The organism is Anatilimnocola floriformis (assembly GCF_024256385.1).
GTDB classification, from domain to species: domain Bacteria; phylum Planctomycetota; class Planctomycetia; order Pirellulales; family Pirellulaceae; genus Anatilimnocola; species Anatilimnocola floriformis.
This window is the reverse complement of the sequence record NZ_JAMLFW010000002.1, coordinates 326,873-353,260: the sequence shown is the minus strand read 5'-3', so window position 1 is coordinate 353,260 and position 26,388 is coordinate 326,873. Positions and strand designations below refer to the sequence as shown.

The following is a 26,388-nucleotide window of genomic DNA, read 5'->3' as shown; positions in this document are numbered from 1 at the left end:
TCAGAAGGCAAGGATGCCATGCGTTTTCCCACCATTCATCTCGTCGGACGAAACCTTTCGCCCGAACTAGGCGCCGTTGCTCGCGACTTGGCCACGCGCGCGATTGTCTATTCGTTTGAAACGACGGCTGACTTGTTGCGCGCCTGGCGACTCGCCCGCGCCAACGATGCCGCCGAATGTCTGCAAGCTTCCGCCGTCGTCTGGCTGCAATCGCGCAGTGGCGACTTCGCCCAAGCCGAAGTCGATGCGGTGCAAATCCTCGATCCACTAGCGCGCTGCGTTGTCGTTGCCGGCAGTTGGTCGGAAGGCGAACCGCGCAGCGGCAGGCCGTTGCTCGATGCGACTCGATGCTACTGGCATCAAGGGGCCGCGGCGATTCTCTCGCAAATTGCAGTTGAAGAAACGGCGCCACTCGCTCCACACTGGCTCGCCATCCACGCCGCGCGACAGCTCGACTATCAGGGCATTGCCGGTCTGTGTCAGTCGCTCGGCCAGCGCACGATCTGGCAAGCGACGTACCAGCCCGCGATCTCCAGCGAACCGGCCCTGCGGATCTTCTGCGATTGGTCGGCCTGGCAATCTTGGTGCGAACAGACGCCCGGCGAACAGCCGAGCACTCCGGCGATTCTCTTGCAAGCGTTCCCGCGCCCTGACGATTTCGAGCGCGCTCGTGCTGCGGGAATCAGCGCGGTCGTCGCTCAGCCTTGCCGAGCCACCGATCTGCAGCAGGCCATCGCCGCAGCGATCGCGCCGGCTGCGGTCATTCAGCAAATCCAGCCGCAGCAGCGAATCCGCACTGCGGCGTGATACTCGCAAGCCGCTTTGCTACATTGGCGACATCTTCACGATGCTTCTGCACGGAGCCCGCCGATGTTGCTGCGAGTTTTTGCCGCTGTCGCTTGCTTGTTCTACTGCTCGATCATTTCTGCTGCCGATCGGCCAGTCTTTCGCGCCGGGGCGTTCGCCATCGATGTTTCGCCGCTTGAGCTGCCGGTGATCGTGAACGGCGGCATGAGCGAGCGAGTGATCGACAAGGTCGACGACCGCATTCATGCCCGCTGCCTGGTGCTCGACGACGGTTCGGTGCAGATCGCCATCGTCGTCGTCGATAGCTGCATGATGCCGCGCGAGCTGCTCGACGAAGCCAAGGAGATGGCCGCCAAAGCGACGGGCATTCCCACCCACCGCATGCTGATCTCTGCCACGCACACGCACAGCGCGCCAAGCGTACATGGCTGTCTCGGCTCCGATGCCGACGAGAAATACACGAAGTTTCTACCCATCCAAATCGCCAAGGGAATTACCCAAGCCAAGGAACGACTCAAACCCGCCCGCATCGGTTGGGCCGTCGGCCGCGATGAAACAAACGTCGCTTGCCGTCACTGGGAAATGAAGCCCGGCATCGCGCCGACCAATCCCTTCGGCGGCACGAAGGACGACACCGTGATGATGCATCCCGGCTTCGATAATCCAAACAAGATCCGCGCCACCGGCCCGACCGATCCCGAAATCCCCGTCCTCAGCCTGCAAACGCCCGACGGCAAACCCCTCGCCGTCCTCACCAATTATTCGCTCCACTACGTCGGCGGACCCAAGGGCGTGTCGGCCGATTACTACGCCAATGTCTGCGATGAAATGCGCCGGCTCCTCGGCGCCGACCAGTCTGCCGACTTCATGGCCGTTCACAGCAACGCGACCAGCGGCGACATGTGGCTGATGGATTACACCAAGCCGAAGCGGATGTTCGATCGCGAAACCGTCGCCAAAGAAGTCGCCGCTGCGGCGTTTGCAGCGTTCCAAAAGATCGAATACTTCGATTGGCTGCCGATCGTCATGCAGGAAGAAAAACTGACGCTCAAGATCCGCAAGCCGACGGCAGAAGAGGTCGAGCAGGCCACCGAGTTCGTCAAAACGTTTGACGGCCGCAAACCAAAAACCGTGCCCGAAGTCTACGCTCGCGAAACGCTCCTGATGCATGCCATGCCGCCGACGCGCGAGCTGAAACTGCAAGCCATCCGCCTCGGCGACCTCGGCATCGCAGCCATCCCCAACGAAACCTACGCCAGCACCGGCCTCTTCATCAAAAAGAACAGCCCGTTCAAAACAACCATGAACATCGAACTCGCCAACGGCTGCGAGGGGTACATCCCGCCCGAAGAACTCCACAAACTCGGTGGCTACACCACCTGGCGAGCCCGCACGAGTTGTCTGCAAGTCGACGCCGAAGAAAAGATCCGCGACCAACTCGTGAAGCTGCTGAATCAAGTTGCCAATGAACGAACCGCTGAAAAGCCGGTGATCGCGCAGCGTTAGCCTTCCCCTGTCCGTCGGGAACCGTGGAACATGTCAAACGCAACACCATCTGTTCGCCGCTGGTTCCCACAATTTTCGCTGCGTCTGCTTCTGATCGCGACTGCGCTCTGTGGTGTTCTGCTCGTCTTCGTGCGTCAGCGGACCGAATCTCAGCATCACGCATTTCAAAAGCTCACCGCGAAGGGATTTGTATTCTACGGCCCGAACAGTCCATCTTCGCAACCTTGGCTCGATCGCCTGTACCACGGCGACAAGCGATACGACGCCATCAGTTCTGCCTTTGCGAAAAATGGCAAAATCTCTCCGGCAGACACCTCGTCGCTGCTCGCATTTCCGCAACTCGACAGCGTGGGATTTAAATCAACTCCCGTCCGCGGCTTGTTGCCTTCAATTGCGAAGCTACCGGAGTTGCGGATATTGCACATCGAAGACGCGCGCATTACCGCCAGTGATTTTGACGACCTCCGCGGGACTCACTTGTTCTGGCTTGCGCTTACGAGAGTCGAACTAGAACCTGTGGATCTCTCTAGCTTCCCTGACCTCCAGTATTTGGAACTCGTCGGTCCCTTTGCAAATGACGAATTGCTCAAGGGAGTCGCCAAGCTATCGAAACTCGAACTGCTGTACCTTTACGACACGCGAATTACCGACGCCGGCTTGGCCAAGCTGGCGCACTTGCCTGCCCTGTGCAATTTGTGGCTGTCAAAAACGCCGATCAACGGTTCTTGCTTCCAGGAGTTCGCCGATTCGGATGTGACGAATCTGCAACTTAATGACACCAACGTCGACTCATCCGCCGTCGACCATCTCATTGGCATGCGCAAGCTCAAGTCGCTGGAATTGAAAGGGACGAAGCTCGCGAAGGAGGATCGAGCTAAACTAAAACGAGCCCGGCCCGATATCACGCAAACTTTCGACCCGCTTCTAGAACACGAGAGCCAACCCGGCGATTAACTTCGCCACCGTTCATCGATGACCAACCACCAGCCGTCACCGCCGCCCATTCGTCGCCGTTGGCTGCCGCAGTTTTCCATTCGCTTGTTGCTCATCATTACGGCACTCGTGGGGATCGTACTCGCCGCGCGCCAGCGAACTGAATCGCAACGTTGGGCCATGCTGGAGTATCAGCGAAAAGGAGTGAAGTTCGAAACGGCATCAGCTTCCGACCGGCAGAGCTATTTCAATCGCCTGTTGTACGGCGATCATCGCTACGACACCACGTCAGCTTACTTCTTTGAAGCCAAGGTCACGCCGCGCGACGTAGAGCTGTTGCGACAATTTGACCTGGACGTAGTCACCATTACAGCAACCCCCACTCGCGGGCTGCTCGCACCCCTGGCGAAACTTCCCCGCTTACACATGCTGTCGATAGCCGACACCCAACTCGCCGCAGCGGACTTTCGCGAACTGCAGGCCTGCGCAGGGTTGAGAATACTAATCTTGCGAAATGTCGAGTTGGACTCGATTGATTTAGGAGCCCTGCCACAACTTGAAACGCTGATGTTGACGGGCAATGAAATCAACGATGAACTGCTGCATAGCATGGCCAGGCTGCCAAACTTAGAATCGCTCTACCTGCGTGAAGCACAAGTCACCGACGTCGGCGTTGCGCAGCTCGCCGAATTGCAGAGCTTAAATAAGCTGGAAATCGAGAGCACTCCGATCACCGGCGACTGCCTGCAGTCTTTTGCCAACTCGAACGTACGCGAACTTAGCATCCGGGACATGAAACTGATGGCCGCGTGATCGACCATCTTATTGCCATGAAAAACCTGCGGAAAGTCGAGATGCCACGAGCCAAACTCACCCGCGCCGATCGCATCCGCTTGAAACGCGCTCGGCCTGAGGTGATTCAAACTTCAGGCTACAGCGAAATCCTCGACGAGGATTAACAGCCAAGGAGCATTAGCGCTTAGGTCACGGGCGCGAAGATGGCGCCTGGCTTGCGCTCGGGAGCTTTCCAGCTGGTGTCGGGTTCGTTGCTGGGGGCGACGTTCTTGGCCGGAGCGGGTTTTCCCTTGGGGGGCGTTGGTTTGCCGCTGCTAGAAATCACCACGCCGACGACAACGGCGATGACGAGTAGCAGAACCGCTCCGCCACCGGCGAGGAACATCCACATCGGCAAGGCGGCCGCTTTCTTAGCAGCACTGGTTGCGACCGCTGCGCCAGGAGCAGCACCGACGGCAGGGGCCGTTTTTACATAAGGGCCCGAAGGGGCAGCGGGCTTGGCAGCCGCTGGTTTGGCAGCGGGGATCGCGCCGCTGGTGTTCTTCGGCAACGAAACTGCCGGAAAGGACGGGCTGGAACCCGACCGCGCGGGCAAGTTGTTCAGGAAGTCGAAGCTGCCGGTTTCGGTCTTCTTGGCAGCGGGAGCCGGTTTGGCGGCGGCAGCAGCGCCGGTGGCTGCGGCGGGCATCTTCGTATCGCTGCCGGGCTTGGCTGCGGGTGTATCGAGCGATTTGGCCTTCGGCAGGCGTGGGCCGACCTTGATGTTCTTGCTGCTGTCGCCTGTGACTTTGCCGTTCGACTTGCTGCTGCCTGGTTTGGCGGCGGCGTCCGATTCGGCGACGATCCCCTTGATCGTTTCTTGGCGCTGCTTGTCGGCCAGTGTGTCGTCATCGACGGCGGGAGTCTTGCGCACTCCACTGCCGGTCGTTGGTCGCTTGAGGGCCTTCGACGAGCCCCCTTTGCTTCCCGCACCACCAGTGGCTCCGCCCGGTGTGCCGTTGATTTTTACCGCGCCGCTGACGGTGGCATCGGCTTTGAAACCGCGCGAGCTCAGCCAGCCCTTCAACGCGTCGGCGACGTCCTTCATCCGTGCGAAGCGCCGTTCGGGCCGCTTTTGAATCATCTTCCAGCAGATATCGGCGAGGTCGCGCGGCACTTCGGCCCGCTCCTTGCGAATGTCTTCCGGCATCTCGCGCTGATGCTTGGCGATCCGCTGGGCCAGCGAACCATCGGTGAATGGCGCATGGCCGGTCAGCGCGAAATAGAGCGTGCAACCGAGGCTGTAGATATCTGCCCGCGAGTCGACCTTGTGGCTGTTGACGGCTTGTTCCGGCGACAAATAGTCTGCCGTGCCGAGAACATTTTCGTTGTGGGCGACCGTCAGTGACGAACGCTCTTCATCGGCGAGGAGCGCGAGACCGAGGTCGAGAATCTTGACCGTGCCCTTGTTATCGACGAGCAGATTCGCCGGCTTCACGTCGCGATGGATCAAGCCGTTCTCGTGCGCATATTGAAAACCGTCGGCGGCCTGCGCGATGTAATTGCAAGCGACTTCGAGCGGCAGCGGGCCTTCCTGCTTCACAATGTTCTGCAGGTCTTTCCCCTCGATGTATTCCATCACCAGGTAGTGCGTGTCGCCGTCGTTGTCGATGTCGTAGGCTTTGACCACGTTGTTGTGATCGAGCGACGCCGTGGCTTGGGCTTCGCGCACAAAGCGGGCGAGGTACGACGAATCGTTGACGCGGCCCTTGGGCAACACTTTGATCGCGCGGAGGCGATGCATCAGGATGTGTTCGCCCAGATAGACGGTGCTCATACCGCCGCTGCCGAGTAGTCGCAGCAGTTTGTATTTGCCGAGGATGAAGCCTTTGTACTTCTTGTCCATCAGCTTATCGACGTGCCACTTGGTGATCAGGTTGGCAGCGATGAGAGCTTCGGCAACACGATCGGCGTCGTCCGGCAGTTGACCGGAATTGGCGGCGCGGAGCTTGTCGAGAGTTTTGCGCAACAGTTCTGGCTCGGCCAGTTTGCTCTTCTCGACGAACTCTAAAAATTGCTCGACGCTCAGTTTTGCCATAACCGTGGCGGAACCGTGAATCGCTCGACGGGTTCATTCCTTAGGGAGCACACACTCTGTAATGAGTATCGGCTGGCTCGCAGCGGGAGATGTGCTGCGCATATCGCTAGCTGACGTATGTCCCCAGAATTCGGTTCCGCTTTACCTCCCCTGGTTAATGTGGCACTGATTTGAACGTATTGCCTTGTTCCGATTGCGGCAACAGTTCGGTAATCAGTCAGTGGTCAATGCAGTCTACGACATTCCAGCTGGCATCGCGCACTCCCAGACTCAGCCGAGCTGCCGCACACTCGCAGCAATGATTTGACAGCGATTGAGACAAGGGAAACATTTTCCGCTGGAAAAAAGTTACACCCCTGCGCGGGGCGAGTAAAGCTGCCAGCTCTAATTTTACTCTCGTTTGCGGCAAATCAAGACTCTGTAGCAGTTTCTGGCAAAGAAAGGTTGCCAGAATTTTTGCCGGATTGGCTCGCCTCGTCACTCCGGGGAGAGCGGGAGTGCGAGGCTCCTGCCGAGCCGCCGAGGTAACGGCAATGGCTGCTGGCGACTGCTTTTGACCGCCGCGGCTCGGCGGAAGCCTCGCCCTCCCGAGTCAGATCACCGCTGCGGTGGCGGTAGATATTGCGGTGGTTGGGCGTAACCCTGGTGCGGATTTGGCTGCGGCGGGTAGTACTGCGGTTGCGGTTTGGGAGGGATCGGCAGTTGGCCCGTCATCATCAGGTAAGCCGTCGCAAACATGATCGAGATCAACGGGATGACGAAAATGATCCCCACCAGGCACGCCATGTACCCCAGCATGCTGAAGCCATAAACGACGAGCGCCAAGACGAACGACGTCAGCTTGTTCCCCTCCGTGATCTGCTTGGCGAGGCGGAATGATTCGAGCACGCCGCATTTACCTTCGATCACCAGATAATAGGAGGGCCAGCAGAAGAGGAGAAATAAAATCAGCGGCACATGGGCCATAAAGACCGAGACCATCATGACTGGCGCGAGCAGCAGGGTGTAGGCGAGCATCGGCAGCAACCGCTCGCCGCCGCCGAAGATCTCGGAGAGGTGCGCCTCCTGACCGCGGGCCAGTTTGAGACTCATCTGTACCTGACCGATCGACAGCCAGACTTCGGCCACGACGAAGATCAAGCTGGCCGGAATCATGATGACATAGGCGAGCGCTTCGTTCGCTTTGGCCGCGACGCCGATCGCCAGCAACAGTAGAAACACCAAGGGAATGAATATCAAAGCAGGTAATAGCGACTTAACGACGCCGATGACCAGGTGGTTCTTCCAGATTTCAATGGCGTGGTTCACGATCGGCGTGACCTCGACAATCTGGTAACCGAGTTGGCCCGGCGTAGCTAAACGCTGAACCTGATAACCACCTTGCGGCGAAGCATACGGATTCGGTGCGACGGCTGGAATGGTTGCTTGGTTTGTCGAATGGCCCGCTGGTGCATAACGGGCGTCGTTGAATCCGAACGCGTTGGCTTCCTTCGGTGGATCGGCAAAAGGGTTGCTAGGAGCAGTGCTCGCGAAAGAATTTGCCGCCGGCGCTGGAGCTAGTGGCGGTTGACTTGGAGGGGCGGGTTTCGGCGGCGAGAAATCAAAACCGGCTTGCGGTGGCGGCGACAGCGGCGAATCGCTGGGAGAACTGCCGGGCACGGTCAGAATGGTCGCGCACTTGGGACATTTGGCATTTTTCCCGGCGGCGGTGTCCGGCACGCGCAGTTGCTGCTGGCAAGTCGGGCACAAGAATTCGATGGGCATTGCGATCTTCCGCGAGGAACAAGCCGTTCGGCACCATCATAACGCGAGCGTACGTAAGATTCGCGGTTGGCCGGCGGCAATTGGTGAAAGAGATGTAACATTTGCCTTTTCGCTGCGCTCGTAAGATACGGGGAGCCGATTTTGAGAAACAGTCGAGTCGAAAGTGTTGCGGAGCATGGCCATGACGCGTTTGATCATTTTGCTGCTGGCGGTCTTGGTTACGACGGCCAGTTTTAATGCGCTCGAAGTCGTCGCCGGCAGCTCGAAGAATCCTTATTCGAGCTACAACATCAGCGGTATCAACTACGGTTCTCAGCAATGGGAGCGCGAGCACGGCAAAACTCCGTCGATGAATTCCACCCGCGGCCGCTTCCGCCGCCGCTAAGCGGCGGTTGCTACAATGCCGCTCTGGATGCATTTCTCAACTGCAACGGAGTGGACTCAACTTTGATTACGCGCATCACCGGCAAGCTGCTGAAAGTTCAGGAAGATTTCGTTCTGCTCGAAGCCGCCCCGTTCGAATATCAGGTCTTCATTTCGGAATCGACCCGCCGCAGTCTCGGCCAGCAACTGGGGCAGAGCGTTTCGCTGCAAACGATCTACACCATCGACGGCGATCCCTCGCGCGGCAAGGTCACGCCGCGACTGACTGGCTTTGCAACCGACGTGGAACGCGAGTTCTTCGAAATGTTCTGCTCCGTTGACGGCGTCGGCGGCAAAAAAGCTCTCCGCGCGATGGTTCGGCCCGTGCAAGACATCGCCAGCATGATCGAAGAGCAAGACGCCAAGGGGCTGGCTTCGCTTCCCGGCATTGGCGTAGCGCTCGGCGAACGGATCATTGCCAAGCTGCGGCGAAAAATGTCGAAGTTCGCACTCCTCATCGCCAAGGATGTGACCTACGAAGCCGACATCAAGCGCGACGTGGTCGAAGAAGCCTACGAAGCCCTCCGCGCCCTCGGCCACAATGAAGCCGACGCCCGCAAGAGCCTCGACGCAGTGCTGAAAGCAAAGAAAAAATACGCCGATGTGGAAGCGGTGCTACTGGCGGTGTACGAGCAGACGCATGCCAAGAAGGACTGACGCGTGGGCGAACACTGCAGCGCGCTCATTGCTGCCTTCGCACCTCGCCCGTAAAATGGGACGCAGCGAGAAACCAAGATGAAGAATGCCGCCGATCCGTTGCTGCCGAAGTCTGAATTTGACGAGCAGTTTGTCCAGTACATGCGCAACCGCATGCTCGTGTCGTTTCACAAGTACGGCAAGGTGGCGGACGCTTATCCGCACAAGGTCGATGCGATCAAGTCGCTCGAGTTGCGGCTGCAAAAGTATGCCGAGACGGGCAACACCGAGTATCTGATCGACGCCGCCAATTTTGCGATGATCGAGTACATGCGGCCGTCGCACCCCGAGGCTCACTTCGAAGCCACCGACAGCAGCGGCTCACCAGGCCGCGTGTGGCAAGGTCGTGGCGCTGCCACGCAACGGCGAAACGCTTAGCTTTTGGCTTGGCGGGACTATTCGAAGTTCCACTGGCGGTACAAACCGTAGTAGCCCGATTGCCGTGCGGCTTGAGGTCGCGAACTCGCGCCGAACCAACCGTAAGCGTAACCTTGGGGATGCAAGGCCTGCACGTTTTCGCCAGGCTGATGCCGGCCGATCGTCCAGTACTGGGGATGACCTGCGTTGGCGCTGCTGGTCAGCAGGCAGCCGCAGAGAAAGCAGCTTGCCAGCAGTGCGCGCAGTTGAAGATGAAATCGGTTCATAGCGTCCCCCTGTTCCTACCTATCGACCAGCTCGCTGTAGGGATTGAGCAGAAATGCCGGTTGTTCTGCCGGGACGCGATAGCAGCACAGCAATACTGCGAGCGAATTACTTTTTGTTCTTCAGATTTACAAACGTCATCTGCAATTGGCCCGTGGCCGCGGCGAGCAATGCCGCTTCGTCGCTGGTGAGGTTTCCCTTGGTTTTGCCATCGAGCAACACCAGTGTGTCGATGAAGTGCTTGGCCAGGTCGAGGTTGACCTCGGGCTTGCCCGTGCGCGGATCGGCAATCAGCCCGAGCGCGACGCTGGCTTGGGCAGCAATCGTTTGCAGCAGCGTGGTGAACGTGGCGGGCGGAATTTGCTGCTTGGAGAGATCGGACATGGTGTTTCTTTCTCGCGGTTTGCCGGCAATCACGGACTACGATTATTCTTACTGGCTGGCCAGCCTGGGACGCAAGCCGGAGACGAACGGCAGTTGCGACCGGACCAGTGCTCGTTGCTATGATGGACTGGATGAACGCCTTGAATACTTCCCGCCGTAACGTCATCCGCTCGCTCGTCAGCGGTTCGCTGCTGATGCCGGGCATTCTCAGCGAATTGCTCGCCAGCGAAACGGCCCCGCTAAAATCTTCGCCGAGCGCCGATGGTGCACTGCTGGAAAAACCACCGCACTATTCGCCGCGCGCGAAGCGGGTAATTTTTCTCTTCGCCACCGGCGGCGTGTCGCACATCGATACGTTCGATCCCAAGTCGTCCGAAAAAGGTCGCGACGGCAGCGGCAAAGACAAGCTGATGGGAAGCGTCTTTCCCTACAGCGCGAACAAACGCTGCGGCACGGTCGTCAGCGATTTGTTTCCGCATTTGCGCGAGCAGATGGACGACATCTGCCTGATCCGGTCGATGAAGAGCGCCCACTTCGATCACACCGAAGCCGCCGTCGGCATGCACACCGGCAGTGCGACCTTCACGCGGCCCAGCATGGGCTCTTGGATCAGCTATGGCCTCGGCACACTTAATCAAAACTTGCCGTCGTTCATGGTCATCGCGCCACACTTGCCCTACGGCGGAACGCAGGTGTATGCCAGCGATTTTTTGCCCGCCTATCATCAAGGGACGCGCGTCATCCCCGGCCAACAGCCGATCGAAAACCTGGTGCCACGCACGCGCGAGCAAAGCGTGCAACAGCTCGAGTTGAATCTTCTCTCGCAGCTCAATCAATCACATTTGCAGCCCCGGCAAGACGACAGCGCGCTCGCGGCGCGAATCAAGTCATTCGAAACAGCCTTTCAAATGCAAACGGCTGGGCCGGAAGCCTTTGACGTCAATCAAGAGACCGATGCCACGCATCAGATGTATGGCTTGAAGCGCGGCGACACCGCGAGCTTCGGCTGGCAATGCCTCGTCGCTCGACGGCTTGCTGAGCGCGGCGTGCGGTTTATTGAATTGATCGATACCGGTTCGCGGCCGAACTGGGATTCGCACGGCGAGATGAAAGAGCATGCTCCGCTTGCCAAAGCGGTCGATCAGCCGATGGCGGGTTTGATTCAGGATTTGAAGCAGCGCGGCTTGCTCGATGAAACGCTCGTGGTCTGGGCCACGGAATTTGGACGCACGCCCGCGAAGGAAGGTAGCCACGGCCGCGGCCATCACGGCGAATGCTTTTCGATCTGGCTGGCCGGCGGCGGCATTCGGCCGGGCATGATCTACGGCGAGACCGACGAGATCGGCAAGCACATCGTGCGCGACAAAGTCGACGTGCATGATCTGCACGCGACGATTCTGCATCAGCTAGGGATCGATCACACACGGCTGACTTATCGCCATGCGGGGCGCGATTACCGGCTGACCGATGTGCATGGCAAGATCGTGCGCGGGATTTTGTCGTAGTCGTCGAATGCGCCGCGAGCGATGACTATACTAGTCGCCATGCAACTCCTCCTGCTTGGCACTACCGGTTATCACCCCAGCCCGCGGCGGCATACCGCGTGTTTGCTGTTTCCAGAGATCGGCCTAGCCCTTGATGCGGGCACCGGCTTCTTCCGTGTTCGCGATTGGCTGCGAACGAGTGAGCTCGACGTGTTTCTCACGCACGCTCATCTCGATCACGTTGCGGGGCTCACGTTCCTGTTCGATGTTGCGTACGAGACCGGCTTGAAGACCACGCGCGTGCACGGCGACGAAGTCCATCTGCGCGGCGTGCAGGATCACCTCTTCGCGCCGGCGCTCTTCCCAGTCTTGCCGCCGCTAACCTTTCAGCCGCTGAATGGCCCGACCGAGGTTGGCGGCGACGGCCTGCTGACTTATTTTCCGCTGGTTCATCCGGGCGGTTCGCTCGGCTATCGCATCGACTGGCCCGATCGCTCCTTCGCCTACGTCACCGATACCACGGCCCGGCCCGATGCCCCCTACATCGAAAGTATTCGCGGCGTCGATTTGCTCGTGCATGAGTGCAACTTCGGCGACGGTTGGGAAGAGCTTGCCGAAAAGACCGGGCACAGCTGCCTCACGCCGGTGCTGGAAGTTGCTCGCGCGGCGCAGGTGAAACGGCTGATCCTCACGCATGTGAACCCGATTGCTGACGACGCCGATCCGATGGGCCTCGGCTTGGTGAGTGATCCGGGCTTGCCGGTTTCGATTGGGTTTGATCTGCAGCAGATTGAATTTTAGAAAGAGACGAGGGGCGAGAGGCGGGAGGCGGGGAAAATCAGAAAGACACGCTTCCCACTCCCGCCTCTCGCCTCCCGTCCCTACTCAGGAGCTATCCATGAATTCCAAATCGATCGCCGCCGTGATTTTTGCGGCCGTTCTCTTTTCACTTGCGGTGTGGCAGATGGGCGCTAGTCAAGAATCGAAGGGCCCGGAAGCCAAGAGCAAAGTGCTGCGGCACGTCGTGATGTATAAGTTCAAGGACGAAATCGCCAAGCCGCAGATCCAGGAAGTGATCGACGCCTTTGCCGGTCTGCCGAAGAAGATCGACGGCATTGTCGCGTTCGAGCACGGTCCGAATGTCAGCCCCGAAGGCAAATCGGAAGGGCTGACTTATTGCTTCGTGGTGTCGTTCAAAGACGAAGCCGCTCGCGATGCTTATCTCAAGCATCCGGCCCACGATGACTATGTGAAGGTCGTGAAAGACCGCCGCGAGAAAGTTGTCGTCTTCGACTATTGGGCCGATCGTTAATGGCAACCCCCGAGAAGCAGCGAACACGCCGTGTGCCGGCGCTACTGCAACTCGGCTGCGCACACCTCATCGTGCTGCTCGCGGCGACGAGCGTACTGCTTGTCGCCGATACGTTTGCCGTGACGATCGCTTATCGTTCGTGGCTGGAATTCAACGGCCACAGCCGGCCCGATCCGCGCATCGCGCAGACGGTGCTCATCATCGGCCCGCTGCTGCTCCTCTTCTTGCAATACTGGCTCTACGATCGTGTCCGCGATTGGCTCTTTCGGCCGACGGTCGATTCCTAAGCTGAGAATCCAGCCCCCTCGCCCTTAAGGATGCTTCGCAGGCGAGCCTATAACACCTCGCACGCTTTTTTCGAACTAGCGAAGCACTGGCCAGTTCAGTAGTTGCGCAAAAGGGCGGCAAAAGCCTATAACAAGTTTATAACAGCGCCCCTTTTGGAGCTTATGTCACCCGGCCAACGCACTACCTGCGACATGCCAAGCATTTGCGACGCAGCAGGCAATCTCAAACCCTTATTCGGTGCGATTTCGATTATAACAGCGCATAACCTCCGTTGTAATCAAGTATAACATCCCGATAACTCGCTGCCGAAATAGTGCGCAGTTAGCTCGAAACGTACATCTCCTCGGTCGCATTTCAGGTTCACCAGTTTGCTAATGAGCGAGGCGTACGTTGTTGCCAGCTGGAACTGCATGCATGTCCACCATGCGGGGCAAGGGCGTCATTCCACTGGTATTTCACGCACTGACCTGAAATTGCCTCGTTGCCTCTTCCGAAGAGACGAGCAAGATGATCCCTACCCCAGCCAGCCGGTGTTCCAAAACAGATACGCCACCGGCGCCGCCATCAGCATGCTATCGACCACATCGAGCACCCCGCCGAGCCCCGGCAACCAGGTGCTGCTGTCCTTACGTTGCATGTCGCGCTTCAGCAGCGACTCGGCAAGGTCGCCGTGCATGCCAGCGAGGGTCATCGCGAGGCCGTAGATCAACACCGCGACCAGCGGTGGATGCACGGTCGGCGTGGCGTCGGGGAAATACTTCGGTTGCAGAACGGCGAAGCAAAACCAACTCGCCAGGCAACCTGCGACAACGCCACCAACGGCGCCTTCCCAGGTTTTGCCGGGGCTGAGGAGCGGCGTCATCTTGTGGCGACCGGTAAAGCGCCCGGTGAAGTAAGCGCCAGTGTCGCCGCACTTCACGATGATCGGAATCGTGAGAAACGCGAACGTCCCGTGATGCAGCCGTTGCCAGGCGAGAAACAGCATCAGCCCGCCGACGTAAGCCATCGCAAAGATGGCGAGCGCGGCGTTGACGATCGAGCTCTCGCCCGCCTTTTTGAAGCGGGCCATTTCGCCGCCGAAGGCGAGGATCACACCGGCAGCCAGCGCCAGCGCCGGCCAACCTTCCCACGGTGGATAGCTGGGATAGCCGAACCGGACGAGCAGTTGTTTGATGAGCAAATCGCAGCCGGAAAGGACGAGCAGCAAACTGCCAGCGTAAACGGTCCAGGCCAGCGGATCATGCTTTTGATTTCGCAGCAGCGAGATCGTTTCTTCGGCGGCGAGGATCGTTACCACGATCAGCACCGGCGCAAGCCACACGCCGTCGATTCCCACGCCCAGGCGCAGATGATCGAGCGTGACGAGCGCGACCATCAACGCGATGATCACAAACGAAGAAACCAATCGCCAACGAAGCACGAGCACCGGCCCTTTCAGATCTGAGACAGACCGCCGAAGCGGCGATCGCGGCCGGCGAAGTCGCGAATGGCCTGATGCAGATCGGCGATTTCAAACTCCGGCCAGCAGCGCTCGGTGACCCACAGCTCCGCATAGCTGATTTGCCAGAGCAGAAAATTGCTGATCCGCATTTCGCCCGCGGTGCGAATCAGCAGGTCGGGGTCGGGCATGTTCTGGGTATACAGATTATCGGAGATCGTTTTTTCATCGATCTGTTCCGGCGACAGCAAGCCGTCCTTCACTTGCTGCGCGATGGCTCGCGTCGCATCGACGATTTCGCCGCGACTGCCATAGTTGATCGCCAGGCACAACCGCGTGCCGTTGTTCGCCGCACTCAGGCGGACTGTTTCATCCATCTCGCGCAGCGTCGCCGCCGGGATGCCGTCGCGGCGGCCGATGATCGAGACAACGATATTCTGTTTCAGAATCGTCGACCGCTCTTCGATCATGTACTGCTCGAGCAGGTGCATCAAAAAATCGAGCTCCCGCTGCGGCCGTTTCCAGTTTTCGCTCGACAAGCAAAACAGCGTGAGCTGAGCCAGGTGGAGTCGGGCGGCTTCTTCGACCGTGTTGCGGACGCTATTCACGCCACGGCGGTGACCTTCGATGCGTGGCAAATTTCGCCGCTGCGCCCACCGGCCGTTGCCATCCATGATGACGGCCACATGACGCGGCCGGCGCTCGGCGGGCACGTCGAAGGGCTGCTCGGTGGTCACGGTGGCGGGCTCTGGCACGGCGGAATGCTGCAGGAATGGCGAGACGATTACGGAATGTTCACGATACCAGCGCCGAGCTGAATGAAGGAGATGGGGCGAAAACGGTCATAACTATTTCGCGGCCTATTTTTTCGTTGAAACCCAGCGGAGAAATCTGCCGGCGGCCTCGATTAACATTCCCCACAACACCCACTGCAAGCCGCCGATCACGGCGACCAGGGTCACGGCAACCGAATTAGATTCTGTCATTTCACTTGCATACATGGCCGCAATTCCCAGAGGAAAATCAATCCAAACCCAGGTCAGCCATACCATCGAACCGTCATGTGCGCTAGGACCTACCATCGGAGGATTTTGCAAGGCAAACATCACCACGAGCACGTGATGGATAATGAAGAACGTTAGCGGTACTCGCCAGGGAATGACCGGCGAAGTTCGAGTAGGCGGCATGCGCTCACAATACCAGCTCAACTGGAGATGGGGCGAGCGGGAGATGAGGAGAAAATCGCGGAGTGCGCGAGCATGTGATACAACAGGGACGCCTTGGACTCCACCGAGCTTGCTCGGTGGTGAAACGATTCTGCACCAGAATCGTTTCTCAGTTTTCTCGCCCCCACTGAGTTCGCCTCAGTGGAGCGAATGATTTCGCGGTTTCCAATCACTCGCTCCACCGACACGAGGTCGGCGGGGGCGAAGGCAAATGCTGCGGCGTCTAGTGCAAAATCAAGGCTCCACCGAGCAAGCTCTGTGGGGCCGATTCTCGACATCAATCAAGATCAACACGCGAACTATCATGACGAATCGCAACCTTTTCCCACGCCTCGCTCATGCTGCGGGTTTCCTGACGGTGCTTTGGATTTCTGCAATTGCCCACTCGCAAGAAGCGGAGAAGAAACCGCGACCGAATGTCGTGCTGATCGTGATCGACGACCTGGGCTGGGCCGATCTCGGTTGCTACGGGAGTACGTTTCATAAAACGCCGCAGCTCGACAAGTTGGCCAAGCAAGGGATGCGATTCACCGATGCATATGCAGCGTGCCCCGTTTGTACGCCAACGCGGGCTGCGATCATGACCGGCAAATATCCGGCGCGATTGAACATCACCGATTGGTTGCCGGGCCGCGGCGACATGCCTTCGCAAAAGTTGCTGCGGCCGAAGATCGAACAGCAACTGCCGCTCGCCGAAGTGACGATTGCCGAACGTCTACGCGAAGCCGGTTATCGCACGGCGAGCATCGGCAAATGGCATCTCGGCGGCGCGGGCTTCGGTCCAGAGACGCAAGGCTTTGAGGTGAACATCGGCGGCGATCAAGGCGGCAGTCCGCCGGGATACTTCGCGCCATTCGTGCGTGAGAATGCCAAGGGGAAAGCGGCTGGTCGCAACTTGAAGGGACTCGAAGCGGCTCCGGACGGCGGCTATCTCACCGACCTGCTCACCGATGCCGCCGTGAACTTCATCGAGAAGAACCGCGCCGAGCCGTTCTTTCTTTATCTGCCGCATTACGCCGTGCACACGCCGCTGCAAGCCAAGGAAGAGGTTATCAAAAAATATCCCGCCGATCCCAAATTCAGCGGCAAGCAAAACAGCAGCGTCTACGCAGCCATGCTCGAGAGTGTCGACGATGGCGTGGGGCGAATCATGGCCAAGCTCGACGAACTGAAGCTCACCGAGAACACGCTCGTCATTTTCACCAGCGACAACGGCGGCCTGGCGACACCAGAAGGGCCGCACACACCAGCGACGAGCAACGCGCCGCTGCGCGAGGGGAAAGGTTATCTGTATGAAGGGGGCATTCGCGTGCCGCTGATTATGCACTGGCCGAAAAATATCCGCACCGGAATCAACGGCACGCTGACGAGTAGCGTCGATTTGTTGCCGACGCTACTCGACGTTTGCAGCCTATCCGCGACGACCGAAGTCGATGGCGTGAGCATTCGCGCGGCGATGCAGGAGGAAGAACGGCCCGTCACTCGTGATTTGTTCTGGCATTATCCGCACTATGCGAATCAGGGCGGCAAGCCAAGCAGCGCGATTCGGTCGGGACGTTGGAAGCTCATCGAATTCTTCGAGGATGGCCACCGTGAGCTCTTCGATCTGACTAGCGATATGCGCGAGAATCGCAATCTAGTCACGCAGCATCCGCAAGTTGTCGCCGAGCTCGCCGAGAAACTGGAAGCCTGGCGGAAGAATGTCGGCGCGAAAATGATGGAGCCCAATCCCGACTACAAACCCAATCCGCAAGCCGCCGACGGTATCGTGACCATGCCGGCCAAGTGGGCGACGGTGTACGGCGAAACGCTGCGCTATGAACCCCTGCCACATAAAAACACCCTCGGCTTTTGGACGAACCCAAAAGAATGGGCCAGCTTCGAATTCACCCTCGAAACGCCCGGCACTTACGAAGTGGAACTCCTCGTCGGCTGCGGCAATGGCAGCGGCGGCAGCGAAGTGCAGGTCGTCGTCGACGAACAAAAACTGAACTTCACCGTCGAGCAGACCGGCGGCTTTCAAAACTTCGTGCCGCGCAAGATCGGCCAAATCAAACTCGACAAGCCGGGCCGTTACACGGTCGAAATCCGCCCGCAAACGAAACCAGGACCGGCCGTGATGGATGTGCGCGAGGTGAAGTTATTGCCGGTGAAGTGATGAGTAGGTGGACTCCCCTCGGCAATCAGTATTCGTCGGAAGCGATCCATCGCGGTGATCAACAGGGCGGACAGCGCAGGTTGATTCGTTGGCTGTTGCTGCTTCACGACCTCTTCGCGTTCGGTGCGTTGACTACAGCCGTCGTCCAGCTTGCCTGGCTGCCGAATGTCGACCGGACAGTTTTGATGTTCTTTGTTCCGCCCGCAATCGCCTGCCTCATTCTGGTCAACAATCGTGTTGATCCGTTCGTGCGCAGCGCTTGCCGGTTGTTTCTCACCTTTATTGCAGTCGCGGTGACGATAGCCGAACTAACGATGGCGTTGCCGATTCCCAAAGCAATATTCCCAGGAATGCCGCATGTGGCCGATCGGATTCTGGTCTACTATTTTTTCGCTTATGGCGGATTTTTGTGGGTGTTGTGCCCTGGCTACGTTCTCGCTTCGTGGTTGCACGCGTGGCGTAAGATGCGGCCCAAGCCTGTTGGCGGCACGCTGTTTCTACTCATCGCGTGGGCAGCTTGGCTGGGCACGTTATTGACTTTGGCAGTGGCACTCGTTATCAGCCGGAAGCTGTTTTGATTTAGCTTCGCCGCGCCAAAGGCCCAGAAGGAGCATAAATCATCATGGCTTGAAGCTGCCAATCCAACAACTAACAACAGTTGCAGAATATTGCATTGCTGCCAATCCTTGGTATTGTACTCGGCATCAAAAAGCATTGGTTTTAGCAATCGATTGCCCTTCTCAAGCAAGCCACATGACGACCCGCATTGGCAGCCAGATTACGGCCGGCGAACTGACGAACAAGCGACGGAATTCCGTCTGCGGCTGGATTGATTTTGCGGTCGACTATGGCGTGCGGCTGGAACTGACCGGCAACTTGTCGGGCGAACTGGCCGGCAAGCATTTGCGTTTTGCTTCGCCCGCGCCGAGCAGCGACGCTGACTGTCCGCGAAAGGTGGTCGATGATCTGGCCAATTTTCAGAACGGCGTGACCGGGCAGATCGAACTCCGCACGCTCGCCGATGGTCGCACGTCGATTTACTTGGAATGGTTCAGCCAGGATGGGCCCATCGTAGCCGAGGTTTTTTCGCCGACGATTGTGTTCGATCCTCCCGATCTTCCCCCGCCTTCGCTAGAAGAGTGGAAGGAACTGCAGAGCGGCGACTTGTTGGGAGAGTCCGAGCCGACGGCAGACGATGCCGATCCCTATCAGCTGTTTCCGGAGAACCTCGACGAGCAGTTGCACGCGGCAAATGCCGAAGAGAAAGGCGACGGCGAAATAGAGGAAAGCGAGGTGGAAAATGCAGCGGCCGAATCAGGGCAGAAGCTTCCCTGGGATGAAGTCATTCCCGGCATCGATCCGGAAACGAAACAGTTATACGAGCAAATGGATGAAGTGCTCGACGGCACCAAGGATGTGCCGTTCACGGAGTTATTTGATCCGCCACTCGTCTTGAAAAAGTCCGTCGACATCGTCAGCGAAGAGGATGCTGTGGAGGAACTTCGCAAGCTGCTCGCTCGCCTGGCATGGCATTGCGTGGCGGTGCATATGTGCGAGCACTCTACCGCGCGCGAGACCTATCGCTGGCTGGTCGATGATTTGCTCCCCGAAGAATGCGTGCATCCGCGACTCGGGCCAACGGGCTATACGCGCCACTACGACACCGGCGAAGACTGCGCCGAATGCGACGCCAAGTTCGAACGCGAGTGGAACGAACGAAAAGGAAAAGAGTAACCAATGTCGTCGTTTTCTCCGAAAACGATGGGCTTAGGTTGAGCTGAAGTGCGCCAAGGAACGAGCCCCGCGAAGTTCCGGGTTAGGCGCATTGAGGTTAGGTTCGCTCTCGCTTCAAACGAAAGATTCTCCGCTGCCAGCTTCACTCGCCGAAGTGCCGAAAGTCGCGGGGCTCTTTCGGCGGCGCGCGGTTGGTTTGCCTTAACCCACCGAGCACGGAGTGATCGACGACAATGTCGTCGTTTTCTCCGAAAACGATGGGTTGAGGTTGAACTGAAGTGCGCCAAGGAACGAGCTCCGCGAAGTTCCGGGTTAGGCGGATCGAGGTTAGGTTCGCTCTCGTCTCGAACGAAGATTCTCCGCTGCCAGCTCCACTCGCCGAAGTGCCGAAAGTCGCGGGGCTCTTTCGGCGGTGCGCGGCTGGTATACTTCCATTCATCGACCGCGGAGCGGTTCGACGACGTTAGGGGGGCAGCTGGCTGGGCAGCAGGATATTGCCCTGCGGTTGGCCTGGCCCTCGCGGGGCGGGGAGTGATTCTAAGCCGGGGCGTGGTTGCCAGCCGGAGGGGCCGGAATTGCTTGGACCACCTGGGCGCATTTCACCAGGGGCGATCGTTTCGGCGGAGCTTTCCATTTGTTCTGGTGGAACGCTCGTCGGCGATGCGCCGGTGCCGGGAACGTTGAGGCGGCATTGAATGTCGCGGAGGATTTTTTGTTCGAGGGAGCAATCGCGGCCGATTGGAATCCAGCCAAGCGTCACACTGAAACGGCCCGGTGGACCTTCGTTGCGGACCAGCGTGCCATCGTGACGGAGCGTCGCGTTGCCTGCCGTGGCGTTCTCGGGTTTGTCGAGATCCTCGAGTTCCTTCTGCACGACGACGTCGACCAGCGCGCCTCCTTCGGTCGGAATGAGCCGCACCGTGGCCTTCCGGCGAATCGATTGGAGCGTGGCGTGCAATTTTTCATAACCGGGCGTGCTGTCGCCGCGCCACGGCTCGAGCAATGTTGAACCGATGCGCGGATAAGTGTCGATCCGACCTTCGGTGAGAATGCCGCCAATCAGCCGGACGCGCTCTTCGCGCTCAATCAGAAAATGATCGTCGACTGCATCGACCAGATTGTTCCAAACGAACTCCGGATCGAGCGGCGGCACAAAGAGTGGATTGTCGACCGGTCCCGTCGGCGCTGCTCCATATAAGGCCGAGCCATCGACACCGCGCAAAATGCCCCGGCAACCCGTCAAACCGCAGGCCGTCGCCACGGCTGCGGCAGCAGCGGCGAAGAATGATCGGCGGGTGATGGGCTGGGAAGTCATTGTGCGGTTTGTGTGTAGCTGTCCAGTGAGTGCTCCACTGGCCCAGTGGTCGCAAGTCCTAGTACCTTCCTCGCGAGACTGGATTCGTGGAGATCGTGGCGTCGGCTTTTTTGATGGCTTCGGCTGCGCCGGGCGTGTTGCGTTTGAATTCGACGAATACCAGGGCGTCGCTGCGGCTGCCGTTGGTGGCGCGAGTGTCGATCTTTTTGAGGAGCGAAAGCGCGCCGCCGGCTTCTCCGGTGGGGCTGGCGATCACGCCGCAGGAGAGGAGCAGCACCTGATCGGTGGGCCAGCGGAAGCGTTCGGTCAGACGCCAACTGACGACCTGCGGCACTTGAATTTGCGCGCGTTGTGGTTGACCGCCGACGGTGGTGTCGAACGGCACGTTGACCAGTTTTTCGATCTGGTCGATCGTGCATTGAAAATTCGCTTCGACGGTTTTACTGTCGGCTGACATCAGTGGGCTGAGCTTCAGCGTGAAACCTTCTTCGATCGTGCCGCTGATCGGTTCGGTGCCCGACCAGCCATCGGGTCGCGTCTTCAGCCAGCGGATGTAGGTCTTCGGCTGCACTTGCGACAGCGGCAGCGTTTGGCCGTGCAGCACGGGTTGCGAGACGGCGGCGAGTTCTTTGAAATCGGCGCGGCGCTTCAGTTCGTCCTGCAGCATCGCGGAATTTTCGTGCGAGACGAGCCAGGCATCGACGCCCGACGATTGCACATCGACGGGCTTGAGCAGCGCGGTGGCCCGCGTTCGCCAGGCCGGATTGCTGACGGTGACGATGCGCAGCGTGAGGGTGTGAGCCGTGGGATCGTAGGCGACGAATCGCTCGACGATATCGCGGACGGTGTTTTGCACTTCGGGCGTGTGATAGACCCGCAGCGTATTGGCATCGGCGCTGAGGATGCCCAGGGGCGTGCCGAACCAGGTCTCGGTGCCGGTCTCGCGGAGGATCCAATCGACGATGGCTTGCTCGGGGCGAGCGACGCCGGTGATGCGCGAGGTGTAAGGAGTCAGATCGTATTCGCGCCACACCTGGCCATGCTGATTCGGCAGGGTGCCGTTTCCCTTGGTGACCTTGAGGCCGAACTTGCTATCGCCGGCGGCGGGAGTGCCCGGCAGGAGATTGCGAATGGCATCGAGCGGCTGCGCGGGCGACGTCACTTGCGCAGCGACGAGCGCTGGAAAGAGAAGCAAGCCAAGCGCGCTGGCCGCGATCAACCAGCGGGCGCTGTTGTTGTGCGGCGGCGGCCTCGTCGTGAGCAAAGTCATAAGGCAAGGTCCTGTGGTAAGGGCGGCGGAGTATAGGAGCCGGGCGAAGACGGGGCCAGATGAATTCGCCTGCGGTAAGCGGGTGGGAAGAGTTCTTAGTTCGTGGTTCGTAGTTCTTAGTTCGTAGTTTGAGGTTTCTAACTAAGAACTACGAACCACGAACTACGACCTAGCATCGACACTGCTAGCAACATCCGGCTGGAGACAAGCTGCTATTTGCCGGACGGCGGGAAGTTGGCAGAATCGCTTCCCCAAGGGATTCGGGTTTTGTGTGCGAAGGACCGCCAGCGTGAGCATCCGCCGTTGTTTCGACTTGCCTCTTTATCTGCTCGTGCGGGTGATCATTGCCGTCGTGCAGGCGATTAGCATCGAGACTTGCGTCGGTTGGGCGCACGGGGCGGCTTGGCTGATGTACGACGTCGTACGGATGCGGCGGAAATTGGTGGACGATAACATCCAGCAGGCGTTTCCCGAGCTATCGCAGCACGAGCGGAATAAAATCGGTCGCGGCATGTGGTTGCACTTGCTGACGATGATCTGCGAGATCGCTCACGCGCCGCGGAAGATTCACGCCACGAACTGGCGGAAGTATGTGAAGCTCGGTCGCACGCGCGAGCTCGTCACGGCGATGTTGCTCAATCGACCGCGGGTGCTGGTCTCGGCCCACTTCGGCAATTTTGAAGTGGCCGGTTTGATGAGCGGGTTGCTGGGCATCAGCACGTTCACCGTCACGCGGACGCTCGATAACAAATACCTCGATGACTATGTCATTCGCTTTCGCGAATTGAATTGGCAGTTCATTCTGCCGAAGATGGGCTCGGCCAACGATGCCGATGCGGTGCTGAAGAACAAAGGCGCCCTGGCGCTGCTGGGCGATCAACACGCCGGCGACAAAGGTTGCTGGGTCGATTTCTTCGGCCGACCGGCGTCGTGTCACAAGGCGTTGGCGCTGTTCACGCTGCTCAGCGATGCACCGATGATTCTGCTGACTTGCAAACGGTCGCACGCGCCGCTGCACTTTGAGCTGGGGCTGGCCGACATTGCCGATCCGCAAGCGCTGCCCAAGGATTGCACCGACGTGAAGACCCTCACGCAGTGGTACAATCGGGTGCTCGAGGAAGAGATCCGCAAAGCGCCCGATCAATACTGGTGGCTGCACCGCCGCTGGCGTGAACCGCCAAAGCGAGGACGAGCCAAAACGGCTGATCGCGCGCCATCGGCCAAAGCGGCTTAGCACTTACGCACAAAACCAACATGCCCTGGGAAACAATTGCCAGCGTTCAAGACTGCCCACCGGGGTCTGCGCGCGAATGCATTGCTGGCGGCAGAATTATCGCACTCTTCAATGTCGACGGGCAGTTCTATGCCCTCGACGGCATGTGCCCGCATCAAGGTGGCCCGCTCGGCAAAGGCCGGCTGCAGGGCTGCATCATCACCTGCCCTTGGCATGGCTTTCAGTTCGATGTGACAACGGGGCAGCATCAGGCGAGCAAGTCGCTGGTGCATCCATCGTTTGCCGTTCGCGTCGAGGGTGAGGCAGTGCAGGTGGATGTGGAGCCGTAGCCACGCTCGCCCAGAGTGATCGCTTGGCGCGCAACTATTCACGCTCGCGACCACCGGCCCTGTACCGGTGGAGCGCTCACTAGCCAGCTACGGTGTCACGCTAGAAAAACACTTCCGCGACCACGGGGTTCATCCCCGTGGAGCGATCACTGTTCGCTTCCTTAGCTGGTCAGTGAGGGCCCCATCGGCACAAGGCCGATGGTCGCCGTGTCGATTGGTTCTGCGGTAGCGGCCAGTGAGCGCCCCACCGGCACGAGGCCGGTGGTCGCGGTCTTCCCAGAAATCAGCGCCGGCCTGAGTGGTTACTTTGGCGCGATTGCGACCGACCCGAGTTGTCCACTCGGGCGTGTCGTTTGGATGCTGGAAATTGGGTCGAGGGACGACGTGAGGCGAGCTGTTCAGCCGAATTTTCAACCACCCGATTTAGCTACAATATCGTGCAATACCGCCACTGCGATATTGCAGCGCATTTTCGGCGTAAGTTGTTTTTCTGATTGATTTTGCAGCAAATTTTGGAAGTCGCATCACCTGTTATATTGCGGCCGCTCAGAATGGGGGGCTGGTTGCTCTTCGCCCTGAGTGGCCGAGTTGGTTCATCGACCGCGGAGCGGATCGACGACTTGGGGCTAGGGCTGCATCGGCAGCGGTGGTGGCGGCGGGGCTGGCAAACGTGGAGGGGCAGCGGCGGGATCAACCACGTTGGGAATAATGGCTGGGGCTGGGCCGCGCACGGGTTCTTGCAGGAAGGCTGGGGTGGGGACGATTTTGCAGTCTTCGAGGGCGAGCAAAAAGCTAAAGCCTTTGGCGGCACCTTGCAGCGCGGCCTTCGTGCATTTTCCTTCGACGGTGACCTTCGAAACTTCGGGCTCGAGCGTCGAGAGATCCTTGCGGCTGCCAACGGCGAAGTAGCAGTAGACTTCGACATCGACATTCCGCTCATCGCGGCCGAGGCGGTTCATCACCAGGCGATAACGCGGCGGGACGCTTTCGTCGCCGGCAAAGCGTTCGATGCTTTGCACGGTGCCGAAGAGAGTCAGTTTTTTGTCTTTCAGATATTCATCGACAAAGGCGTCGTTCTTGGCCCCTGCGGCGAGGTCGCTGAGGGTGAAGGGACCGGGCTCTTCCGATTTTTCGGCATCCGCTTTCGACGCGGCACTGGTGGTGGCAGGCGCGGGGCGGAGAGGATCGGCCTGGCCGAGGGTGAGAGCGAGCAACAGCAGGGCAGCATTCATCCGGAAGACTCCAGAACCGGCGTCAGTGTGTAGTAGGGCAATTCGTATTGTTCAAGGAAGGCGAGATTGGAACAAGATGAATCGACCGTGCCGAGCCTGCCCGATTCATTGGCAGAGGCTGCTGTAATAACACCGGGCCAGCGGGCTTGGGACTGCGATTTGTGCCGGAATTGCCCGGCTGGTTCTCCCAGTTTTGGGGATACCACTCCCTAGCTCTTACCTTTTTTAGCGAATTCTCCATTTATTCTTGATCCGCGCACTCCGTTTGCTTAGAACTCGAAATTGAACAGAGCGACGGCCCGGGCAACATCTTGATTCAATGGTCCTCTCCTTGGAGACGACAATGCGCGCGCGTGGAATGCGGCAGGGCGGCGTTCGGTTTGGTTTTACGCTGGTGGAATTGCTGGTCGTGATCGCGATCATCGGCGTGCTGGTGGCGCTCCTCTTGCCGGCCGTGCAAGCGGCTCGTGAAGCTGCGCGGCGGACGCAATGCGTCAATCATCTCAAGCAGGTCTCGCTGGCCCTGCATAACTTCGAGAGTTCGTTCAGTCGGCTGCCGGCCGGCGAACATCAGCCCACGAGCGCGGGTTATCTGTCGCCGCTGGCGCTCATTGCCAATCAGTTTGAACAGAGCGGCGTCTACAACCGGCTCGATCTCAACCAAGGGCCATTCTCGACGCAGAATTATGCAGCCGCCGCGACGCAGCCGAAGTTTTTGATCTGCCCCAGCGATCCTTTCCCGGGCAAGAAGGAATACATGGGCTGGACCAACTACCACTCGAACGCCGGCACTTGGGCGCCGCTCAACGGTTGGGACGGCGTGTTCGGGCCGGTCGAAGATGCAGGCGGCGCGAAAGCAATCGGCCCGCTGAAGCTGGGCGACATCACCGACGGGCTGAGCAACACGGCGGCCTTTGCCGAAGTGGTGAATGGCTCGGGTAATATCAGCCGGCCGCCAAAATCGAAGTTCGACTGCTTCGATACTTCGACCAATCCCACAACCGGCACGTTGGCCGCGGCCCGCACGGCGTTCGCGGCGGGGAACTGGGAGACATCGAGCATTCCCTGGACCGGCGATTGGCGGTGGCGAGGTTATCCGTGGACCGAGGGAACGGCCTGGCGGAATTGGTACAACCACATCGCGCCGCCGAACGCGACGTGTTGGGTGCCGGGTGGCGACTTCTGGCGGATCGTGTCTCCTTCGGCGAGCATGCATCCCAATGGCACGAACGTGTCGATGACCGATGGCAGCGTGCGGTTCGTCACAAATTCGGTCGATGCCGATATCTGGGCAGCAGCTGGCTCGCGGGCCGGCGGCGAAGCGACACAACTGCCGTAACT

At 59.2% G+C, this 26,388-nt stretch carries 29 protein-coding genes; 19 read left to right on the top strand and 10 right to left on the bottom strand.

Going from position 1 to position 26,388, the window contains the following annotated elements:
- Positions 1–18: 18 nt before the first annotated feature.
- The 5 genes from M9Q49_RS26185 to M9Q49_RS26165 all read left to right on the top strand — a co-directional run bounded on the left by M9Q49_RS26185 (position 19) and on the right by M9Q49_RS26165 (position 4,205).
- The gene (locus M9Q49_RS26185; protein WP_254512247.1) at positions 19–807 is read left to right on the top strand and encodes a hypothetical protein; all 789 of its coding nucleotides are present in this window, start codon (positions 19–21) and stop codon (positions 805–807) included.
- 63 nt (positions 808–870) lie between these two features.
- Positions 871–2,313: a hypothetical protein gene (locus tag M9Q49_RS26180; protein WP_254512246.1), complete on the top strand. Its 1,443-nt coding sequence runs from the start codon at positions 871–873 to the stop codon at positions 2,311–2,313.
- Positions 2,314–2,343: 30 nt separating this feature from the next.
- On the top strand, positions 2,344–3,267 hold the full coding sequence (locus M9Q49_RS26175) for a hypothetical protein (RefSeq protein WP_254512245.1): 924 nt from the start codon (positions 2,344–2,346) through the stop codon (positions 3,265–3,267).
- A gap of 84 nt (positions 3,268–3,351) precedes the next feature.
- Positions 3,352–4,059 carry a leucine-rich repeat domain-containing protein gene (locus M9Q49_RS26170; RefSeq protein ID WP_254512244.1) on the top strand — a complete coding sequence of 236 codons (708 nt, stop codon included), beginning with the start codon at positions 3,352–3,354 and terminating at the stop codon, positions 4,057–4,059.
- Positions 4,056–4,205, top strand: a complete 150-nt coding sequence (locus tag M9Q49_RS26165) for a hypothetical protein (RefSeq protein ID WP_254512243.1) — start codon at positions 4,056–4,058, stop codon at positions 4,203–4,205. Before M9Q49_RS26170 ends, M9Q49_RS26165 begins: the two co-directional genes overlap by 4 nt.
- A 20-nt stretch (positions 4,206–4,225) precedes the next feature.
- Here the strand turns inward: M9Q49_RS26165 and M9Q49_RS26160 are convergent, their stop codons facing one another.
- Complete coding sequence (locus M9Q49_RS26160) at positions 4,226–6,118, bottom strand: serine/threonine protein kinase (protein WP_254512242.1); 1,893 nt, start codon at positions 6,116–6,118, stop codon at positions 4,226–4,228.
- Positions 6,119–6,715: 597 nt separating this feature from the next.
- Positions 6,716–7,882: a zinc-ribbon domain-containing protein gene (locus M9Q49_RS26155; RefSeq protein WP_254512241.1), complete on the bottom strand. Its 1,167-nt coding sequence runs from the start codon at positions 7,880–7,882 to the stop codon at positions 6,716–6,718.
- A gap of 181 nt (positions 7,883–8,063) precedes the next feature.
- On the opposite strand from M9Q49_RS26155, the gene M9Q49_RS26150 reads away from it, so the two are divergent.
- The 3 genes from M9Q49_RS26150 to M9Q49_RS26140 all read left to right on the top strand — a co-directional run bounded on the left by M9Q49_RS26150 (position 8,064) and on the right by M9Q49_RS26140 (position 9,379).
- Complete coding sequence (locus M9Q49_RS26150; RefSeq protein WP_254512240.1) at positions 8,064–8,267, top strand: hypothetical protein; 204 nt, start codon at positions 8,064–8,066, stop codon at positions 8,265–8,267.
- A 62-nt stretch (positions 8,268–8,329) separates the two neighbouring features.
- Complete coding sequence (gene ruvA, locus M9Q49_RS26145; RefSeq protein WP_254512239.1) at positions 8,330–8,962, top strand: Holliday junction branch migration protein RuvA; 633 nt, start codon at positions 8,330–8,332, stop codon at positions 8,960–8,962.
- A 78-nt stretch (positions 8,963–9,040) separates the two neighbouring features.
- Positions 9,041–9,379: a hypothetical protein gene (locus tag M9Q49_RS26140; protein ID WP_254512238.1), complete on the top strand. Its 339-nt coding sequence runs from the start codon at positions 9,041–9,043 to the stop codon at positions 9,377–9,379.
- A 17-nt stretch (positions 9,380–9,396) separates the two neighbouring features.
- Here the strand turns inward: M9Q49_RS26140 and M9Q49_RS26135 are convergent, their stop codons facing one another.
- Positions 9,397–9,645, bottom strand: a complete 249-nt coding sequence (locus M9Q49_RS26135) for a hypothetical protein (protein WP_254512237.1) — start codon at positions 9,643–9,645, stop codon at positions 9,397–9,399.
- Positions 9,646–9,751: 106 nt separating this feature from the next.
- A complete protein-coding gene (locus M9Q49_RS26130) occupies positions 9,752–10,027 on the bottom strand; it encodes a DUF1844 domain-containing protein (RefSeq protein WP_254512236.1) in 276 nt (91 codons plus the stop codon).
- On the opposite strand from M9Q49_RS26130, the gene M9Q49_RS26125 reads away from it, so the two are divergent.
- From M9Q49_RS26125 to M9Q49_RS26105, 5 genes are all read left to right on the top strand, one after another.
- Positions 10,026–10,187 (top strand): hypothetical protein, encoded by a 162-nt coding sequence (locus tag M9Q49_RS26125; RefSeq protein ID WP_254512235.1) that lies wholly within the window; start codon positions 10,026–10,028, stop codon positions 10,185–10,187. The two genes, M9Q49_RS26130 and M9Q49_RS26125, sit on opposite strands and share 2 nt — an antisense overlap.
- Positions 10,159–11,532 (top strand): DUF1501 domain-containing protein, encoded by a 1,374-nt coding sequence (locus tag M9Q49_RS26120; RefSeq protein WP_254512234.1) that lies wholly within the window; start codon positions 10,159–10,161, stop codon positions 11,530–11,532. The genes M9Q49_RS26125 and M9Q49_RS26120 overlap by 29 nt, the downstream gene beginning before the upstream one ends.
- A 39-nt stretch (positions 11,533–11,571) precedes the next feature.
- A complete protein-coding gene (locus M9Q49_RS26115; RefSeq protein ID WP_254512233.1) occupies positions 11,572–12,312 on the top strand; it encodes an MBL fold metallo-hydrolase in 741 nt (246 codons plus the stop codon).
- Between the two features lie 97 nt (positions 12,313–12,409).
- A complete protein-coding gene (locus tag M9Q49_RS26110; protein WP_254512232.1) occupies positions 12,410–12,823 on the top strand; it encodes a Dabb family protein in 414 nt (137 codons plus the stop codon).
- Positions 12,823–13,110, top strand: coding sequence for a hypothetical protein (locus M9Q49_RS26105; RefSeq protein ID WP_254512231.1), 288 nt, complete (start codon positions 12,823–12,825; stop codon positions 13,108–13,110). The genes M9Q49_RS26110 and M9Q49_RS26105 overlap by 1 nt, the downstream gene beginning before the upstream one ends.
- A gap of 515 nt (positions 13,111–13,625) precedes the next feature.
- Here M9Q49_RS26105 and M9Q49_RS26100 read toward each other — a convergent pair.
- The 3 genes from M9Q49_RS26100 to M9Q49_RS26090 form a co-directional block, all read right to left on the bottom strand.
- Complete coding sequence (locus tag M9Q49_RS26100) at positions 13,626–14,537, bottom strand: phosphatidate cytidylyltransferase (RefSeq protein WP_254512230.1); 912 nt, start codon at positions 14,535–14,537, stop codon at positions 13,626–13,628.
- 8 nt (positions 14,538–14,545) lie between these two features.
- A complete protein-coding gene (locus M9Q49_RS26095) occupies positions 14,546–15,304 on the bottom strand; it encodes an isoprenyl transferase (RefSeq protein WP_315861208.1) in 759 nt (252 codons plus the stop codon).
- Between the two features lie 105 nt (positions 15,305–15,409).
- Positions 15,410–15,736, bottom strand: a complete 327-nt coding sequence (locus tag M9Q49_RS26090; protein ID WP_254512229.1) for a hypothetical protein — start codon at positions 15,734–15,736, stop codon at positions 15,410–15,412.
- Positions 15,737–16,079: 343 nt separating this feature from the next.
- Between M9Q49_RS26090 and M9Q49_RS26085 the strand changes: the two genes are divergently transcribed.
- The 3 genes from M9Q49_RS26085 (at position 16,080) to M9Q49_RS26075 (ending at position 19,667) form a co-directional block, all read left to right on the top strand.
- Positions 16,080–17,933, top strand: a complete 1,854-nt coding sequence (locus tag M9Q49_RS26085) for a sulfatase-like hydrolase/transferase (RefSeq protein WP_254512228.1) — start codon at positions 16,080–16,082, stop codon at positions 17,931–17,933.
- A gap of 80 nt (positions 17,934–18,013) precedes the next feature.
- A complete protein-coding gene (locus tag M9Q49_RS26080) occupies positions 18,014–18,511 on the top strand; it encodes a hypothetical protein (RefSeq protein ID WP_254512227.1) in 498 nt (165 codons plus the stop codon).
- A 175-nt stretch (positions 18,512–18,686) separates the two neighbouring features.
- The gene (locus M9Q49_RS26075) at positions 18,687–19,667 is read left to right on the top strand and encodes a hypothetical protein (protein ID WP_254512226.1); all 981 of its coding nucleotides are present in this window, start codon (positions 18,687–18,689) and stop codon (positions 19,665–19,667) included.
- 463 nt (positions 19,668–20,130) lie between these two features.
- On the opposite strand, the gene M9Q49_RS26070 is transcribed toward M9Q49_RS26075, so the two are convergent.
- Together M9Q49_RS26070 and M9Q49_RS26065 are read right to left on the bottom strand one after the other, a co-directional pair.
- Positions 20,131–20,982 (bottom strand): hypothetical protein, encoded by an 852-nt coding sequence (locus tag M9Q49_RS26070; RefSeq protein ID WP_254512225.1) that lies wholly within the window; start codon positions 20,980–20,982, stop codon positions 20,131–20,133.
- A gap of 58 nt (positions 20,983–21,040) precedes the next feature.
- Complete coding sequence (locus M9Q49_RS26065; RefSeq protein ID WP_254512224.1) at positions 21,041–22,252, bottom strand: hypothetical protein; 1,212 nt, start codon at positions 22,250–22,252, stop codon at positions 21,041–21,043.
- Between the two features lie 289 nt (positions 22,253–22,541).
- Here M9Q49_RS26065 and M9Q49_RS26060 point away from each other — a divergent pair, with 289 nt between their 5' ends.
- Both M9Q49_RS26060 and M9Q49_RS26055 read left to right on the top strand, forming a co-directional pair.
- Positions 22,542–23,486: a lysophospholipid acyltransferase family protein gene (locus M9Q49_RS26060; RefSeq protein ID WP_254512223.1), complete on the top strand. Its 945-nt coding sequence runs from the start codon at positions 22,542–22,544 to the stop codon at positions 23,484–23,486.
- Positions 23,487–23,506: 20 nt separating this feature from the next.
- Positions 23,507–23,815, top strand: coding sequence for a Rieske (2Fe-2S) protein (locus M9Q49_RS26055; RefSeq protein ID WP_254512222.1), 309 nt, complete (start codon positions 23,507–23,509; stop codon positions 23,813–23,815).
- A 626-nt stretch (positions 23,816–24,441) separates the two neighbouring features.
- Here the strand turns inward: M9Q49_RS26055 and M9Q49_RS26050 are convergent.
- The gene (locus M9Q49_RS26050; protein WP_254512221.1) at positions 24,442–25,047 is read right to left on the bottom strand and encodes a hypothetical protein; all 606 of its coding nucleotides are present in this window, start codon (positions 25,045–25,047) and stop codon (positions 24,442–24,444) included.
- 343 nt (positions 25,048–25,390) lie between these two features.
- Here M9Q49_RS26050 and M9Q49_RS26045 point away from each other — a divergent pair, with 343 nt between their 5' ends.
- Complete coding sequence (locus M9Q49_RS26045) at positions 25,391–26,386, top strand: DUF1559 domain-containing protein (RefSeq protein WP_254512220.1); 996 nt, start codon at positions 25,391–25,393, stop codon at positions 26,384–26,386.
- Positions 26,387–26,388: the final 2 nt, after the last annotated feature.